Below are 17,303 nucleotides of genomic sequence, written 5' to 3'. Positions count from 1 at the left end.
CCTCCTTGCCTATCCTTATTTTCCATTCGCTGCTTTTTTTTCAGTGTGTTCGAGCTCGGCAGAATGAAGGATGGATGTTAAGTTTTCCATTTTGATTTTCATTTCGCCTTCACTTTTTGATTGAAAGAGAATATCCTGCAAATGATCTTCAAAATTTGAAATATCCAATCTGGTTAAAATTTCATCAAGCTCACCGATTACTTTTTCGAATAGATTAATTTTTTCATAAAGCAATTTTAATATATGCTCTTCAACCGTATTTTTTGTAGCCATATTGTAAATATAAACGTCTTTTTCCTGGCCGAGGCGATGAATCCGGCCGATTCTTTGTTCAAGCCGCATCGGGTTCCATGGCAGGTCATAATTGATGATGTGATTGCAAAATTGCAGGTTTATGCCTTCGCCCCCAGCTTCTGTTGCAATCAGTACTTGAACACGGTTTTTAAATAAATCTTTCATCCAATCTTTTTTCCCCCGTTTAAATCCTCCCCTGAAAGGGACAGAAGAAATACCGTGCTGCTGCAAAAACCATTGCAGATAAAATTGAGTGGCACGATATTCAGTAAAGATAATGACTTTATCATCAATTCTTTTAATAAGCTCCACTGCTTTTTGTGCTTTCGTGTTTCCGTCAACCTCATCAATGCACTGCATCAATTCCCTGATGATTGGTTCAGGCAGAGGGGAGGCCTCACCTGCAGGCCGATCGATCATTTTTTTTAGTGTCATATAAACGGCTTCCCTGCTTGAGCATGCTTCTCTTTGGAGCGTCATAATGGAAAACATGCTTGCAGCAACAGTTCCGAATGATTTAAGTCTTGATATAGCTGTGTACAGATTTCGTTCAGTTGGAGAGAGTTCAATCGGAACCGTTTCAACATGGCGTTTTGGCCAGTCAATTCCAGTATCGCCGCGGCGGTTTCGGATCATTACTTTGTTGACAAGCTCCTGCAGATGCTCATGATGTTCAAGAGACCGATTTTTAGCTGAGAAAACTTCTGAAAAATAAGCTTCGTTTCCAAGGTGACCGGGTTTGAGAAGAGAGACAAGATTGAAAATCTCTTCAACACGATTTTGGATCGGAGTTGCTGTCAGAAGAAGGCAGTATTTCTTTTTCAGGCTCTGAACAAATTCATAGTTTTTTGTTTTATTATTTTTAAGTTTATGAGCCTCATCGATAATGACTAAATCATATTGCTGGGCAAGGACTATTTCCCTGTGCGGGCTTCGTTTTGCAGTGTCGATAGATGAAACCACCACATCACATGCTTCCCAAACGTAGCTTTTCTTCTGCTCAACAGCAGGTATATAAAATTTTTCATGCAGTTCTCTTGCCCATTGTGAAACTAAAGAGGCCGGCACGAGAATTAAGATCTTTTTGGCAAGGCCGCGGATCATGTATTCTTTTATTATCAATCCGGCTTCAATCGTTTTTCCAAGGCCCACTTCATCTGCCAGTATCGCTTTGCCGTTCATATGCTCAACTACCTGTCTTGCAACCTCTAATTGGTGCGGCAGGGGAGTAAAGTCTGTCAGATGATTTGGAGCCTGCAAGCCTTCAAACGAAGGAACAATTAAATGTTTTTGTACTTCACAGGCGAGTTTGTAATTTTCCCAACTTGCCCAAGGCCCATCATTTTCTAATTTTTTAAAAAAAGTATCTTGCCAGGAGGAATCAAAGTTGATTTTCACATTCATAAATGACAGCCCTTTCAAGCAAAGGTATTGTTATAGTGAATCGTTCATTTTAAGGTGTGAATTGGTAGCATATTATGATAAAATACAAATAAATCAGCTTAAACACGAACATTAAACTAAAATATATGTTTAATATTTGTGTAAAAATAGATTGATGAATGCTGTTCATAATGGTAGGATGTTAATAAGTAAGAAAGTTGCTAACATACTTACTTTTCAGTTAGCATGCTTCTTTTGTCAAAAATGTCAAAATGTCAAAGAATATTATCTCTTAGTATGACCAGTTTTACAGAAAATATGAGCGAATGAGAGCAAGGGGAGAGACTGCCGGCGGCTCTATTAAATGAAACCGCAAAAGCAGCGCCGAAGGAGCAAACAACTGTGAATCTCTCAGGCAAAAGAACTCTTGTTTGACGCAACTCTGGAGAGAGTTTGTGAAAGCAGCAAACCACCAAAGGGGAAAGCTTTGCTTATTTTTGGCAAGGTAAACTTTCAGGTGCAGGGACAGAGACTTCCTTTTTTACATTAAAGGGGGGTCTCTGTCCTTTTTTTATACTTTTTTGGGGAGGCGATTTGATTATGGCAGATTTAAAGCGAACACCATTATTTGATGTTTATAAAGAACTTGGTGCAAAGACAATTGATTTTGGCGGTTGGGATCTTCCCGTTCAATTTTCTTCTATTAAAGAGGAACACGAGGCAGTTCGGGAAAGAGCTGGCTTATTCGATGTTTCGCATATGGGTGAAATTGAAGTAACAGGTACAGACAGTCTTGCATTCCTTCAAAAGACAATGACGAATGATGTTTCCCTTTTGAAAGACGGCGGAGCCCAGTACACGGCGATGTGCTATGAAGATGGGGGAACAGTAGACGATTTATTAATTTATAAAAAATCAGATACTCACTTTTTATTAGTCGTGAATGCTTCAAATATTGAAAAAGATTATGAGTGGCTCATCTCGCACAAATTCGGAGACACAAAGCTTCATAATATTTCATCAGATGTTGCCCAACTGGCCATTCAGGGGCCACAAGCTGAATCTATCCTTCAAAAATTAACAGAAACAGATTTAAGTGAAATCAAGTTTTTTAAATTTAAAGATGACGTTGTAATCGATGATGTAAAAGCTCTTGTCTCAAGAACAGGCTATACAGGCGAAGACGGCTTTGAAATCTATTGCCCATCTTCAGAAGCGTCTTCCCTTTGGAAAGCAATTTTAGAAGCAGGCAAAAATGAAGGAATTCTTCCGTGCGGATTAGGCGCACGCGACACATTGCGCTTTGAAGCAAATCTGCCTTTATATGGTCAGGAACTTACCAAAGAAATTACTCCGATTGAGGCGGGAATCGGTTTTGCTGTAAAACCGAATAAAGAGGCAGACTTCATCGGAAAAGATATTTTAAAAGAACAAAAAGAAAACGGAACAGCAAGAAAGCTTGTCGGTCTTGAGATGATTGACAAGGGAATACCCCGACATGGTTATGAAGTATACCATGGAGACGAACAAATCGGCGAAGTAACGACTGGCACACAATCTCCTACATTAAAGAAAAATATCGGCTGGGCTCTGCTGAAAAAGGAATTTGCAGAACCAGGCACTGAAGTGATTGTGCAAGTGCGCAAGAAACGCTTAAAAGCAGTTGCAGTTTCAACACCTTTTTATAAACGACCAAAAAAATGAGCTAGTTTGAAAGGGGAACACATCCATGAAACATCGTTATTTGCCGATGACAGAACAAGATCAGCAGGAAATGCTTGATACTGTCGGAGTATCTCATATAGATGAGCTTTTCTCAGACATTCCCGAGAGCGTGCGTTTTCAGGGGGAATATAAGATCAAGAAAGCAAAATCTGAAACAGAACTTGTTAAGGAGCTGAGTGAGCTAGCTTCTAAAAACAAGGATTTAAGAAGCAATGCTTCTTTCCTTGGTGCAGGTGTATACGATCATTACATGCCGATCATAGTAGATCATGTTATTTCACGCTCAGAATTTTATACAGCATACACTCCGTATCAGCCGGAAATTTCTCAGGGCGAGCTTCAGGCCATCTTTGAATTTCAAACAATGATCGCTGAGCTTACTGGAATGGACGTGGCGAACTCATCCATGTACGACGGCGGAACTTCTTTAGCTGAAGCAGCCATGCTTGCTGCAGGTCAAACAAAAAAGAAAAAAGTCATCGTTTCAAAAGCCGTTCACCCGGAAAGCAGAGATGTGCTGAAAACATATGCAAAAGGACAGTACATTGAAGTAGTAGAAGTCCCTGTGAAAAATGGCGTCACTGACCTTGAAGCTTTAAAGGCGGAAATGTCAGACGATGTTGCGGCTGTCGTTGTGCAATATCCAAACTTCTTCGGGCAAGTCGAGCCGCTTAAAGAGATTGAACCAATTGCTCATACAGGTAAGAGCATGTTTATCGTATCTTCCAATCCGCTTGCTCTTGGAGCTTTAACACCTCCTGGGAAATTCGGGGCAGACATAGTGGCAGGCGATGCTCAGCCATTTGGTATTCCGACTGCTTTTGGCGGTCCTCACTGCGGTTACTTTGCTGTAACTCAGAAATTGCTCCGCAAAGTACCGGGACGATTGGTCGGACAGACGACAGATGAACAGGGCAGACGCGGGTTTGTATTAACCCTGCAGGCGCGTGAGCAGCATATAAGACGTGATAAAGCGACTTCTAATATATGTTCAAATCAGGCGTTAAACGCTTTGGCAGCCTCAGTTGCCATGACGGCACTCGGGAAAAAAGGCGTAAAAGAAATGGCCTTTCAAAATATCCAAAAAGCAAACTACGCTAAAAAAGCATTTGCACAAAATGGGATTGAGGTTCCATTTGAAGGGGCTATTTTTAACGAATTCGTCATTAAATTAAACAAACCGATTAAAGAGATAAATGCAAAGCTTATTCAAAAGGGCATCATTGGCGGTTTTGATTTAGGCAGAGTATACCCGGAGCTTGAAAACCATATGCTTGTAGCTGTAACTGAATTGCGTACAAAAGAAGAAATTGACCTATTTGTAAATGAATTGGGGGATGGACATGAATAAGCAGGATCAGCCATTAATATTTGAACTGACAAAACCAGGACGAACAGGCTACAGTTTGCCTTCAATGGATATCCCTGAAATCGCTGCAGATGAATTAATTCCAAGTGAATATTTGCGTACAGATGAAGCTGAACTGCCGGAAGTCTCCGAACTTGATATTATGAGACATTATACAGCTCTTTCCAAAAGGAACCATGGAGTAGATTCCGGGTTTTATCCACTTGGATCCTGTACGATGAAATACAATCCTAAAATCAATGAAAATGTAGCGCGTATGGCAGGTTTAGCCCATATCCATCCTTTGCAGGATGAAAGCACAGTTCAGGGTGCCCTTGAGCTTATGTATGATCTTCAAGAGCATCTCATTGAAATTACCGGAATGGATGAGGTTACACTGCAGCCTGCAGCAGGCGCGCATGGCGAATGGACTGGCCTGATGATGATCCGTGCTTATCATGAAGCCAACAACGATTTTAACCGGACAAAAGTGATTGTTCCTGACTCAGCTCATGGCACAAATCCAGCGTCAGCTACTGTAGCGGGATTTGAAACAATTACGGTTAAATCAAACGAACAGGGCCTTGTAGATCTTGAAGATTTAAAACGTGTGGTAGGGGAAGATACAGCTGCTCTTATGCTGACGAATCCTAATACCCTAGGACTTTTTGAAGAAAATATTTTAGAAATGGCGAAAATCGTACATGATGCAGGAGGCAAGCTTTATTACGACGGTGCAAATTTAAATGCCGTATTAAGCAAGGCACGTCCAGGCGATATGGGATTTGATGTCGTTCATTTAAATCTTCATAAAACATTTACCGGTCCTCACGGAGGCGGAGGCCCTGGATCTGGCCCGGTTGGAGTAAAAGCTGATCTGATTCCGTACCTGCCAAAACCTGTATTAGTTAAAAGAGATAATAAATATACGTTTGATTATGATCGTCCGCAGTCCATCGGCCGGGTGAAGCCATTCTACGGAAACTTCGGAATTAACGTCCGTGCTTATACGTATATTCGGACAATGGGACCTGACGGGTTAAAAGCGGTGACAGAGTATGCCGTTTTAAATGCAAACTACATGATGAGAAGACTTTCAGAAGCCTATGATCTGCCATTTGACAGGCACTGCAAGCATGAATTTGTTCTTTCGGGCAAACGTCAGAAAAAATTAGGGGTGCGGACGCTTGACATCGCAAAAAGGCTGCTTGATTTCGGCTATCATCCGCCTACCATCTACTTCCCATTAAACGTGGAAGAATGCATCATGATTGAGCCGACTGAAACAGAATCAAAAGAAACGCTGGATTCATTTATTGACGCAATGCTCCAGATCGCAAAAGAAGCAGAAGAAAATCCTGAAATTGTACAGGAAGCACCGCATACGACAGTTGTCAGCCGCTTAGATGAGACTACAGCAGCAAGAAAACCGATCTTGCGTTATCAAAAGCAATAAAAGACAGACAAAAAGGATTCGCATTTCATGCGGATCCTTTTTTCTATTTATACATAAAAAAGTCTGCAGAACAGACTGCAGACTTTCTCTTATTTCTTTGCTTTTATTTTACCGCCCCAGCCCTTAAAGCCGCCTTTTAGGGTGTATAGATCGTTATAGCCTTTTCTTTTCAGCATTTGAGCTGTGCGTCCGCTTCTGACAGTGTTTTGACAGTAAATGTAGACAGGCTGATCTTTGCGGATTTCCTTATGTCTTTGTCTCATTTGGGATAAAGGAATATTTCTTGCTCCAAGAATATGTCCGCCGTCAAACTCATTTGGCTCACGAACATCAATTAACTGAGCTTTTCTGTATCCAGCACGGAATTCTTCTTCCGTTAATGTTTTCATGATTTTACGCTGATAAAAATAAGAGTAAATCGTGTAGGCTGCTAGTGCACCTAATAGAATCACTAAAAAAATCCATGTTGTCAAGCTGACCCGACTCCTTTATAAGCAACTTTTCTTAGACAAGTTCAAATGATCTTTAATAAATATTGGACAAATACTATTATATAAGAGCAGGATCAAATTGTCATCTATGAATAAGACATAATTATTTTCAACCTTGCCTTATTTTTGATAGACTATGAAAGGCACAGAAAATGAAATACATACTTATCATGGAAAATGGGGTATGAAGATGGCAAAGGAAACATGGAGATTTATTGATTCAGGGAATTGTTCCCCGTCCTATAATATGGCGTTAGATGAAGCGCTGCTAGACTGGAACAGTCAGGGGATCTTCCCGCCGGTGATTCGCTTTTACGGATGGGACCCGGCCACTCTTTCAGTAGGATACTTTCAGAAGGTCGAAAAAGAAATTGATCTTGATGCCGTTAAAAAGTATGGGCTGGGCTTTGTGCGCAGACCGACAGGAGGCAGAGGTGTTCTGCATGACAAGGAGCTGACATACAGCGTCATAGTGGCAGAAGAGCATCCTGAAATGCCGAAGACAGTAACAGAGGCATATCGAGTCATTTCAGAAGGTATTCTTCAGGGTTTCAGAGAGCTGGGACTTGATGCATATTTCGCCGTACCGAGAACGGAGGAAGAGAAACAAGGACTTAAGAATCCGCGGTCAGCCGTTTGTTTTGACGCACCATCATGGTATGAACTTGTGGTAGAAGGACGCAAGGTGGCCGGGAGCGCACAAACTCGCCAAAAAGGAGTCATTCTTCAGCACGGCTCCATTTTGCTCGATATAGATGAAGAAATGCTTTTTAATCTGTTTAAGTACCCAAGCGAGCGGGTAAAAGAGCGAATGAAGAAAAATTTCAAAAGTAAGGCAGTTGCTGTCAATGCATTGCGTGAGAATCCTGTTACAGTGGAGGAAGCAAAGAATGCATTTAAAAAGGGCTTTGAGATAGGTCTGAATATCTCACTCGAACCTTATACCTTGACAGCTGAAGAACATGCTTTTGTAGAGAAAATAGCAATGGAAAAATATAATACCGATGACTGGAATTATAAACGATAAGCGGCTTGAACATTAGTCGCTTTTGTTTATTTTTTCTGGAGATTTCTAATTATTTCAAATCATTCCTTATTTTTCTAACTTCGTGTTCTCTTCTGATTTTGCAAGCGACAAAATTCTTCAAAAAAAGTGATTATGAAGTTCCTATCTTCTTTTTTCTCATTATTTCTGCCTCGTTTATGCAGTTTTTAATTTGACAAAATAAATTAGGTTTGCCTGTTTATCTATATATAGTATTGCTGAACAAAAATATAATACTATATATTGATAAAAAGGTGGCACTGTGATAAATTAAATCAAGTACAAGATATATAGGGGAGTTGTTTGAATGACCGTTGCACTTAATGAAAATTTAAAACTTGATGTAGACAAGCTGAACCACGATATTTCCTTGTTTCCCCAAGTTCACCCAATAACTGATGATATGAAATTGACCCACAAAGGTGTATCCCGTTTAGTCATGCTTGACCGATATACATTTAAAGACACCGAAAAGCTGACTCTGTCTAAAGGGGACTTCGTTGTTCTGACAATTAAAGAAGATCCTAAATTCCCTGCAAGAGGACTGGGCTATATTTTAGAAATAGACTGGCAGAAGAAAATGGCAACTGTACAGGTCGAAGAAGAGTACCGCCATTCTCTTGAAAAGCCTGAAGAGGTTGAAACGGGTGTAATTTATCGCTCGCTAGATGTCATTGAAAAGCCGCTTGAAGTATATTATGAGCAAATCGCAAAACGAAATGCAACAGGACTTGCCTCTGTTGAAAAGACAGAAGAGAAGCGGAATGAATGGTTCCAGAAGTTCTACAAAGAATTAGTCGGATTGAACTTTGTGCCGGCAGGACGTGTATTGTACGGAGCTGGAGCAGGTACGGACGTTACTTACTTCAATTGCTACGTCATGCCATTTGTACAGGATTCCCGTGAAGGCATCTCCGAGCATCGGAAGCAGGTAATGGAAATAATGAGCAGAGGCGGCGGAGTTGGAACAAACGGTTCAACACTGCGCCCAAGAAATACACTAGCACGCGGTGTGAACGGCAAATCGTCAGGTTCTGTATCATGGCTTGATGATATCGCGAAGCTGACGCACTTAGTTGAGCAAGGCGGGTCGCGCAGGGGCGCTCAAATGATCATGCTTGCCGACTGGCATCCTGACATTATCGAATTTATCATTTCTAAAATGCAAAATCCCCGTATTTTACGGTACTTAATTGAAAATACGAATGACGAGACAATCAAGAAATATGCGCAGGAAAAACTAAAGTTCAAGCCTCTGACAGAGGATGAAAAAGCGATGTATCAGAGCATTGTGAACTATAAGCAAATTCCTGGCTTCGGCGGATTTAACGAAAAAATTATAAAAGATGCAGAACTGAAGCTGGTTACAGGTGGAACATACAGCGTTCATAATTCTGAATTCCTTACAGGCGCCAACATTTCAGTTACGTTAACGAAGGATTTCATGGATGCTGTTGAAAGTGATGCAGATTATGAGCTTCGCTTCCCTGATGTGGAAAGCTATAATGAAGAGCAAATGAAAGCCTATAACGAAGAGTGGCACAATCATGGCGATGTCCGCGAATGGGAAAAGCTTGGCTACAAAGTCCGCACATACCGCACAATTAAAGCTAAAGAACTATGGAACTTAATCAATATTTGTGCGACATATTCAGCAGAGCCTGGAATCTTCTTTATCGACAATGCAAACGATATGACGAATGCTAAAGCTTATGGACAAAAAGTAGTAGCAACAAATCCATGCGGCGAACAGCCTCTCGCACCTTATTCTGTCTGCAATCTTGCTGCAGTCAATCTTGCTGAAATGGCAGACAAAGAAAGCAATACAGTCAACTTTGAAAAGCTGAAAACAACGGTTGAAGTCGGTGTCCGCATGCAGGATAACGTTATCGATGCAACACCTTATTTCTTAGAAGATAATAAGAAGCAGGCATTGGGCGAACGCCGTGTAGGTCTTGGCGTAATGGGTTTGCATGATCTGCTGATCTACTGTGAAACAGAGTATGGTTCAGAAGAAGGCAATCAGTTAATTGACCAAGTCTTTGAAACCATCGCAACAACTGCTTATAAAGCTTCTGTTGAGCTTGCAAAAGAAAAAGGAAGCTTCCCATTCTTGACTGGTGAAACAGAAAAAGAAACAAACCGTTTACGTGATGCATTCACAAAGACAGGTTTTATGAGCAAAATGCCGGCTGATCTTTTAGACGACATTAAAGAATACGGTATTCGAAACTCACATTTATTAACTGTAGCTCCAACAGGCAGCACAGGGACAATGGTTGGCGTCTCCACTGGTTTAGAGCCTTACTTCTCTTTCTCTTATTACAGAAGCGGAAGATTAGGTAAGTTCATTGAAGTTAAAGCGGATATCGTGCAGGAATATCTGGATCAGCATCCAGAAGCAGATCCAGCCAATCTGCCTAAATGGTTTATTTCAGCAATGGAGCTCAGCGCAGAAGCTCACGCGGATGCACAGTGTGTGATTCAGCGCTGGATTGACAGTTCAATCAGCAAAACTGTCAATGCACCAAGAGGATATACGGTTGATAAAGTTCAAAAAGTATATGAACGTTTATATAAAGGCGGAGCAAAAGGCGGCACGGTTTACGTTGACGGCAGCCGTGACACGCAGGTTCTGACGTTAAAAGCAGAAGAAAACACATTCTCTGAGAGTGAAGAAGCACCAGCAAAAGAAAAAGGAAAAGTTGTGCTTGTTGATACAATACAGGCTTTAAGATCTACAAATGTCACGATAGGCAATGAAGTAGGAAATACATGCCCGGTATGCCGCGAGGGTACGGTTGAAGACATAGGCGGCTGTAATACATGCACTAGCTGCGGAGCACAATTAAAGTGTGGTTTATAAGATAAAGAGCTGGATTTCCAGCTCTTTTCTTTTCGCGATAAGAATCAAAGCTTCCTTGTCATCACCCTTAAACTAGTGTACACTTGTAATGATTTCCTATGTTTTGAACGTTTTTTTGGAGGGGACCACATGCCAACACCAAGTATGGAAGATTATATTGAACAAATTTACTTATTAATAGAAGAAAAGGGATATGCCCGCGTTTCAGATATTGCGGAAGCACTATCCGTTCATCCCTCCTCAGTAACAAAAATGGTCCAAAAACTAGACAAAGATGAATATCTCATATATGAAAAATACCGTGGACTCATACTAACGCCAAAAGGCAAAAAAATTGGAAAGCGTCTTGTTTACCGTCATGAACTTCTGGAGCAGTTCATGAGGCTGATCGGCGTGGATGAAGAAAAAATTTACAATGATGTTGAAGGCATCGAGCATCATCTCAGCTGGAATGCAATTGACCGCATCGGCGATCTTGTCCAATTCTTTGAAGGTGATGAAGCTCGAGTAGAAACACTGCGTGCTATACAAAAACAGAACGAACAGGACAGCGACTCATAAAAAGACGGAAGCATTCGCTTCCGTCTTTTTATCTGCGTAAATTTGATATAAGGCTGCTGAATCATAAGCTGATGCGTAAAGGAATAAGGAAAGAGTGCTGCCATTAACATGTACAGAAGGTCTATTTCCCGCCACTGCAACTTACAATGTAAGAATGGGAGAAGGGGGGAGGAACTTCTGTGTATATTGATGGCGTCTTCTCTGGCGGGGGAATTAAAGGGTTTGCTCTGATTGGATCTTATCAGGCTATCGAGCAGAGGGGTCTGCAATTTGTAAGGGTAGCAGGAACCAGTGCAGGTTCCATTATTGCTTCTTTCATTGCTGCGGGATATCGGAGTGATGAAATTATTTCCATGATGGATGACATGGATCTTGGAAAGTTTTTAGAACGAAATCCATCCATCCTTCCATTTAAATTTATGAAATGGCTGAATATTTATTGGCGGCTTGGTCTTTATAAAGGCGGCAAGCTTGAAGAATGGATAGCGGGCAAGCTAAAGGAAAGAGGGGTATCAACCTTTGGTGATTTAAGGCACGGCTCCCTTAAAATCGTTGCTTCTGACCTGACCAATGGCAGAATTATTGTGCTGCCTGATGACCTCCCAAGGTATGGACTTGTACCAGAACGTTTTTCTGTTGCGAGAGCCGTTCTTATGAGCTGCAGCCTTCCGTATTTTTTTGAACCGGTCAAACTGACTTCTGCCGAAGGGACCAATATTGTTGTAGACGGTGGAGTTTTAAGCAACTTTCCAATTTGGCTATTTAAAGAAAAGAAGACCATACAAGCGCGGCCGGTTCTTGGTATAAAATTGAGTCCAAGTGAAGAGGAGAGGCCTAGGAACAATATTCGTAATGCGATCGAAATGTATGGTGCTCTTTTTGAAACAATGAAAGATGCACATGATGCCAGACATATTTCCAGCAGGCATGAAAAGAATATTATTTTTCTGCCAGTTGAGAGTATCTTAAAGACTGAATTTAACTTAACTGAACAAAAAAAACTAGCTCTAATTGAGCTAGGAAGAAGCCGCACTGAACTATTTTTAAAAAAATGGACGTATTAACAGCAGGTTAAAAAAATGCCCTGCTTTTCTTTTTGCCTTTTTTGCCTTCAATCACTGTTAAGTGAGAGGCTTGCTTCTTTTTAAGGGCAGTAGATGTTTTGCTGTTCTTTTTCTGGGTTGAAACGCTTTTCAAATGGGAACTGCTTTGATTGCGATCGCTGAAACGTTTTTTAGATTGTTTAGCAGCTTTAGAGTAAGAAGAAGAGTCTTTTCCCATTCTTTGTTTGGTAAAGTAACGGACAACAAAATAGATGATGGCTAGAACAATAACGTAGATCAGCATTTCTCTTAAGAGGAATCCTGGTCTGGTTAATAGTGTAACCAGAAATCCGATGCCTCCAAGAGCTAACACAATCATCACAAATGGATTCACACGATTTTTCATGAGTCCACCTCCCAAGATGAAAATGAATTAATGAAGTTCAGCTTATACAATTTGTTCAGTTTTTATACCTTCTGCAGTTTCCTTTTCCATTCGCAGCAATTCATTAAAGCTTGCGATGGCAACTTCCACCTGTTCATTGTCAGGTTCTTTCGTTGTCAGCAGCTGAAGACTTAAGCCGGGATATCCGAGCCATTTTAAAACAGGTACGTCTCTAAGTTTATTTGTAAACTGAAGAACCTCAAAAGAAATGCCAATCACGACAGGAATTAATGCCAGTCTGTTTAGGACTCGCACATAAAGCGGTTCTGTTGGAACGAGCATATAGACAAATACTCCGACAATGACAGTAAATAACAGAAAACTGCTTCCGCATCGATAGTGAAGACGGCTTTGCTTCTGAACATTTTCTATCGTCAGCGGCAGAGCATTTTCATAGCAATTAATGACTTTATGCTCAGCACCGTGATATTGAAAGACACGCTTGATCAGCGGAGTGAATGATATTGCATAGATATAGATTAAAAGAAGAATTAATTTGAAGAGTCCTTCAATTAAAATTTGTGCAAGATCTGATGGGAAAATGGGCCTTGTCAGCTCAGCCAAAAATAGAGGCACTAAAGTGAAAATGAATTTCCCGAAGAGAAAGGAAAGGACACCTATTGCTGCAACTCCGAGAATCATGGTCAATTTTGATTCTTTTTTAGGCTGATTGAGTTTTTCATCTTCCTCAGGATCCAGATCGTACCTGTCAGTTGAAAAATTCAGGTGCTTCGTTCCATTTGCGCTTGCTTCTATTATAGCTGCGATGCCGCGAATAAATGGAATCTTTTTAATGCTAGACATCATACTGCTTGATTTTCGCGGTAACCGGAAATAGTCGATTTCTTTGTTTTTGCGCCTGATGGCTGTCACATAATGATGCTTTCCGCCGAACATGACGCCCTCTACCACTGCTTGCCCGCCATATGCAGGCTTATTCTGCTTTGACATTTTTCACCAACCTACCTATCTATTCTCTTTTTGGACTGATTTTAAACAAAGCTGCAGAGAATGTTATGTTTATATTCTACATAAAAACAGGATAAACCTCTAGGCAGTTGTATTTAATTCTTTTTGATTTGACATATTTTCAGAAAAAGTTCAGAATACATCTTCCTGCAGGTGCTGAACAGGCGATTCAGCTTTCTTAGTAGTATAACCTCACATCCCTTTGCTAGACATCTGTTTGCATCCTTTTTGCATGATGCAGCAGAAATTCTGCACATACTAAGAAACAGGAGGTGTACATATGACAGATGATTTTCAATCAAATTCTGTTGGTGAACAAAGAAATGATCCTGATAAACCGGGTGAATCGATTCCTTTTATAGGAAGAGTTATGATTACAGGTTTTACAGGCGGAGTGTTTTGGAGTTTACTTGGTTATTTAGCATATGTTCTGAACTTAACAGAAATAAGTCCGAATTTATTGCTTCAGCCCTTTATTTTAGGGGAATGGAAAAATGGTGCAATGGGCAACTTTGTCGCTGTATTCTGTATAGGTTTTCTTTCCATTGGAACGGCTCTTCTGTATTACCTTGTTCTGAAAAGATTCTCATCTATGTTTGTTGGCCTTGCTTATGGTCTGGCCTTATGGGCGCTCGTGTTCTTCCTTTTAAATCCGATTTTTCCTAATTTAAAATCAGTATTTGAACTTGAAAGGCTGACTACCATTACGACGATATGTCTATATATTTTATATGGAGTATTTGTCGGCTATACCATTTCGTTTGAACATAATGAACTCTTAAGCAAAAAAAACAAAAAAAATGCACAGGCGTCCCCTCAACATTAAGGAAACTAATCGGTGATTATGGTAGAATGTTCATAAATTGAACATTCTATTTTTTTAAGCTTATTTAAGCAAGGAGTTTTTATTATGAGACATTTCTTGATCATTAATGGTCCAAATCTCAACCGTCTTGGTTTGCGGGAGCCTGATGTGTACGGCAGCAAAACACTTACAGACCTGGAACGTGAATTAATGCTTTTTGCAGAGAAACAGGGATTCCAGATAACTTGCTTTCAATCAAATCATGAAGGAGACTTGATTGATGCGATTCATGAGGCAGACGAGCAGTATAATGGAGTTGTGCTTAATCCCGGTGCATTTACTCATTACAGTTACGCAATAAGAGATGCGATTGCAAGCGTTTCCCTTCCTGTCATCGAGGTTCATATATCCAATGTACATAGCCGCGAACCATTCAGACACCAGTCTGTAACGGCGCCAGTTACAGCAGGGCAAATAATCGGCCTTGGTTTTGAGGGGTATCAATATGCTTTACTCGCATTACATAAAAAGATGGGGGAGAAAAAAGATGAAGCTTGAGAAAATGAGAAACAGGTTAAAAGAACTGGATGTTGAAGCAATTCTTATTACGAGCAGCTACAACCGCCGTTATATGACTGGCTTTACTGGCTCGTCGGGTGTTGCGGTCATTACAGATTCACATGCTGTATTTATTACAGATTTCAGATACACAGAGCAGGCAGCAAAACAAATTGAGGGCTTTGAGATCGTTCAGCATAAAGGACCGATTCTAGAAGAGGTGGCAGCCCAAGCCGCTAAGCTATCGATTAAACGTCTAGGTTTTGAACAGGATGATTTATCCTTCGCAGCTTACTCTGCTTATAAGGCTGAATTAAAAGAAATTGAGTTTGTTCCTGTCTCGGAAGCGGTAGAAAAGTTACGCTTGATTAAGTCTGCAGCAGAGATTAAGATATTAAAGGAAGCTGCGGAGATTGCAGATGCTGCATTTAAGCACATTTTGACATTCATTCGTCCAGGAATGAAGGAAATTGAAGTCGCAAATGAACTTGAGTTTTTCATGCGGAAACAAGGCGCTGTTTCTTCTTCATTCGATATTATTGCTGCATCAGGATATCGCTCTGCACTGCCGCACGGTGTAGCTAGTGAAAAAGAAATTGAAAAAGGCGATTTTGTAACACTTGATTTTGGCGCATACTACAAAGGATATTGTTCAGATATTACAAGAACGATAGCAGTTGGAGATCCAAGTGATGAGCTGAAGAAGATTTATTCCATTGTACTCGAAGCACAGCTGCGGGGAATGAATGGGATAAAAGCCGGCATGACGGGAAAAGAAGCAGATGCTCTTACAAGAGACTACATTTCCGAAAATGGCTATGGTGAATATTTTGGCCATTCAACAGGTCATGGTCTAGGTATGGAAGTTCATGAGGGGCCGTCACTATCTGTCAAATCTGAAACGGTTCTTGAACCCGGCATGATCGTAACTGTCGAGCCTGGCATCTATATACCAAAGCTTGGCGGAGTGCGCATCGAGGATGACACAGTTGTTAAAGAGGGCGGTAATGAGTCGCTTACCCATTCCCCAAAAGAGCTTATTATTTTATAATAAAAGCTTCCAAACGTTAAAAAAGCAACATTTACATAGGAGGAACATAAATGATTTCAGTTAATGATTTTCGTACAGGCTTAACGATCGAAGTAGATAATGGCATATGGCGCGTAATGGATTTCCAGCACGTAAAGCCAGGTAAAGGAGCAGCATTTGTCCGCTCTAAACTTCGCAACCTGCGTACAGGAGCCGTACAGGAGAAAACATTCCGCGCTGGTGAAAAGGTTGCGAAAGCTCAAATTGAAAACCGAAAAATGCAATATTTGTATGCAAATGGTGATCAGCATGTTTTCATGGATAATGAATCATACGATCAAGTGGAACTTCCAGAAGCATCTATTGAATACGAATTGAAATTCTTAAAAGAAAACATGGAAGTTTCCATCATGATGTTTGGAAGCGAAACTCTGGGAGTTGAACTTCCAAACACAGTTGAGCTTGAAGTTGTTGAAACGGAGCCAGGCATCAAAGGAGATACTGCTTCAGGCGGAACGAAGCCTGCAAAAGTACAGACTGGCCTGATTGTCAACGTTCCTTTCTTCGTAAATGAAGGAGACGTTCTTATTATTAATACTACTGACAGCTCATACGTATCAAGAGCTTAGTCACAAAAAACTCCATCTTTTCAGATGGAGTTTTTTGTATCCTCTAAAATTGGCTGCGTCTGGAAGGCTTTTCCCTTATCCTCTTTCTTTTTACCCGCTCTGAAAAGAAGTGCTGCCGGTATGAAAATATAAATCATCATTCCAATGAACCATTGTAAATAATTATATAATTCATAAGCTTCCACTCCAAATTCCATGACACATCCCCCTTTATACCTATTATTATTAATTCTGAAAATTCTGTCAAGAATTCTTTTGTCTAAACATGCTTCATCTTTCATAGGTTTTAATAATAACCATGGAGGAGGACAAGATGAAACACTACCTCGCTAATTTAGATCCGGCAGTAAGATCAATGGCTCTCTTAAGATTTTTATCAGCAAGTATTGAAATGACGGCAGCTATATTGATGCTCGTTTTCAACGATGTGCGCAAAGCTGTATTAATTAATTCCTTACTGGCCATAGTCGGTCCGATTATTTTTATTTTAACCATGACAATAGGAATCTTTCAGATTGCAGAGCAGCTTTCTTATGCAAAACTGATATTTATCGCAATCGGAGTGTCTTTTATATTAATTGGAGTCTATAAGTAACATAGAAGTCATATTGTGTCCAAGCCTGCATAAACATGAGAGTATCAAGAGACTATGCAA

At 40.5% G+C, this 17,303-nt stretch carries 17 protein-coding genes and 1 riboswitch; of the genes, 12 read left to right on the top strand and 5 right to left on the bottom strand.

The features are described 5' to 3' along the window. Positions 1 to 15 precede the first annotated feature (15 nt). The gene (locus QLQ22_RS17630) at positions 16 to 1,698 is read right to left on the bottom strand and encodes a DEAD/DEAH box helicase (RefSeq protein ID WP_223436654.1); all 1,683 of its coding nucleotides are present in this window, start codon (positions 1,696 to 1,698) and stop codon (positions 16 to 18) included. Positions 1,699 to 2,003: 305 nt separating this feature from the next. After that, a riboswitch (glycine riboswitch) is annotated at positions 2,004 to 2,114 on the top strand. A gap of 163 nt (positions 2,115 to 2,277) precedes the next feature. Here QLQ22_RS17630 and gcvT point away from each other — a divergent pair. The 3 genes from gcvT to gcvPB are packed head-to-tail and all read left to right on the top strand — an operon-like array spanning position 2,278 to position 6,206. Next, positions 2,278 to 3,381 carry a glycine cleavage system aminomethyltransferase GcvT gene (gene gcvT, locus QLQ22_RS17625; protein WP_284015278.1) on the top strand — a complete coding sequence of 368 codons (1,104 nt, stop codon included), beginning with the start codon at positions 2,278 to 2,280 and terminating at the stop codon, positions 3,379 to 3,381. Positions 3,382 to 3,406: 25 nt separating this feature from the next. After that, positions 3,407 to 4,753 carry an aminomethyl-transferring glycine dehydrogenase subunit GcvPA gene (gcvPA, locus tag QLQ22_RS17620; RefSeq protein WP_284015277.1) on the top strand — a complete coding sequence of 449 codons (1,347 nt, stop codon included), beginning with the start codon at positions 3,407 to 3,409 and terminating at the stop codon, positions 4,751 to 4,753. After that, positions 4,746 to 6,206, top strand: a complete 1,461-nt coding sequence (gene gcvPB, locus QLQ22_RS17615) for an aminomethyl-transferring glycine dehydrogenase subunit GcvPB (RefSeq protein WP_223436647.1) — start codon at positions 4,746 to 4,748, stop codon at positions 6,204 to 6,206. Before gcvPA ends, gcvPB begins: the two co-directional genes overlap by 8 nt. Positions 6,207 to 6,295: 89 nt before the next feature. Here gcvPB and QLQ22_RS17610 read toward each other — a convergent pair whose 3' ends face one another. Then, complete coding sequence (locus QLQ22_RS17610) at positions 6,296 to 6,667, bottom strand: rhodanese-like domain-containing protein (protein WP_223443545.1); 372 nt, start codon at positions 6,665 to 6,667, stop codon at positions 6,296 to 6,298. Positions 6,668 to 6,887: 220 nt separating this feature from the next. Here QLQ22_RS17610 and QLQ22_RS17605 point away from each other — a divergent pair, with 220 nt between their 5' ends. The 4 genes from QLQ22_RS17605 to QLQ22_RS17590 all read left to right on the top strand — a co-directional run bounded on the left by QLQ22_RS17605 (position 6,888) and on the right by QLQ22_RS17590 (position 12,233). Next, the gene (locus QLQ22_RS17605) at positions 6,888 to 7,724 is read left to right on the top strand and encodes a lipoate--protein ligase family protein (protein WP_284015276.1); all 837 of its coding nucleotides are present in this window, start codon (positions 6,888 to 6,890) and stop codon (positions 7,722 to 7,724) included. Positions 7,725 to 8,049: 325 nt separating this feature from the next. Continuing rightward, positions 8,050 to 10,608 carry a vitamin B12-dependent ribonucleotide reductase gene (locus QLQ22_RS17600; protein WP_284015275.1) on the top strand — a complete coding sequence of 853 codons (2,559 nt, stop codon included), beginning with the start codon at positions 8,050 to 8,052 and terminating at the stop codon, positions 10,606 to 10,608. 129 nt (positions 10,609 to 10,737) lie between these two features. Then, a complete protein-coding gene (mntR, locus tag QLQ22_RS17595) occupies positions 10,738 to 11,169 on the top strand; it encodes a transcriptional regulator MntR (protein WP_223436641.1) in 432 nt (143 codons plus the stop codon). Between the two features lie 179 nt (positions 11,170 to 11,348). After that, complete coding sequence (locus QLQ22_RS17590) at positions 11,349 to 12,233, top strand: patatin-like phospholipase family protein (protein WP_223436640.1); 885 nt, start codon at positions 11,349 to 11,351, stop codon at positions 12,231 to 12,233. 7 nt (positions 12,234 to 12,240) lie between these two features. Here QLQ22_RS17590 and QLQ22_RS17585 read toward each other — a convergent pair whose 3' ends face one another. Together QLQ22_RS17585 and QLQ22_RS17580 are read right to left on the bottom strand one after the other, a co-directional pair. Further along, positions 12,241 to 12,618: an SA1362 family protein gene (locus tag QLQ22_RS17585; RefSeq protein WP_223436638.1), complete on the bottom strand. Its 378-nt coding sequence runs from the start codon at positions 12,616 to 12,618 to the stop codon at positions 12,241 to 12,243. A gap of 42 nt (positions 12,619 to 12,660) precedes the next feature. Then, on the bottom strand, positions 12,661 to 13,608 hold the full coding sequence (locus QLQ22_RS17580) for a DUF1385 domain-containing protein (protein ID WP_223436636.1): 948 nt from the start codon (positions 13,606 to 13,608) through the stop codon (positions 12,661 to 12,663). Between the two features lie 298 nt (positions 13,609 to 13,906). On the opposite strand from QLQ22_RS17580, the gene QLQ22_RS17575 reads away from it, so the two are divergent. From QLQ22_RS17575 to efp, 4 genes are all read left to right on the top strand, one after another. After that, positions 13,907 to 14,452, top strand: coding sequence for a YqhR family membrane protein (locus QLQ22_RS17575; protein ID WP_284015274.1), 546 nt, complete (start codon positions 13,907 to 13,909; stop codon positions 14,450 to 14,452). Positions 14,453 to 14,536: 84 nt separating this feature from the next. Then, a complete protein-coding gene (aroQ, locus tag QLQ22_RS17570; protein ID WP_223436632.1) occupies positions 14,537 to 14,989 on the top strand; it encodes a type II 3-dehydroquinate dehydratase in 453 nt (150 codons plus the stop codon). Next, complete coding sequence (locus tag QLQ22_RS17565) at positions 14,979 to 16,040, top strand: M24 family metallopeptidase (RefSeq protein ID WP_223436630.1); 1,062 nt, start codon at positions 14,979 to 14,981, stop codon at positions 16,038 to 16,040. Before aroQ ends, QLQ22_RS17565 begins: the two co-directional genes overlap by 11 nt. A 50-nt stretch (positions 16,041 to 16,090) precedes the next feature. Beyond that, complete coding sequence (efp, locus tag QLQ22_RS17560) at positions 16,091 to 16,648, top strand: elongation factor P (protein ID WP_223436628.1); 558 nt, start codon at positions 16,091 to 16,093, stop codon at positions 16,646 to 16,648. 20 nt (positions 16,649 to 16,668) lie between these two features. Here efp and QLQ22_RS17555 read toward each other — a convergent pair whose 3' ends face one another. Then, complete coding sequence (locus QLQ22_RS17555) at positions 16,669 to 16,845, bottom strand: hypothetical protein (RefSeq protein WP_223436626.1); 177 nt, start codon at positions 16,843 to 16,845, stop codon at positions 16,669 to 16,671. A gap of 116 nt (positions 16,846 to 16,961) precedes the next feature. Between QLQ22_RS17555 and QLQ22_RS17550 the strand changes: the two genes are divergently transcribed. Further along, complete coding sequence (locus QLQ22_RS17550; protein WP_223436624.1) at positions 16,962 to 17,243, top strand: YqhV family protein; 282 nt, start codon at positions 16,962 to 16,964, stop codon at positions 17,241 to 17,243. Positions 17,244 to 17,303: the final 60 nt, after the last annotated feature.

The organism is Metabacillus hrfriensis, assembly GCF_030127205.1.
In the GTDB taxonomy this organism is placed as follows: Bacteria; Bacillota; Bacilli; order Bacillales; family Bacillaceae; genus Bacillus_P; species Bacillus_P dongyingensis.
This window is presented reverse-complemented; position numbering and strand designations above follow the sequence as displayed.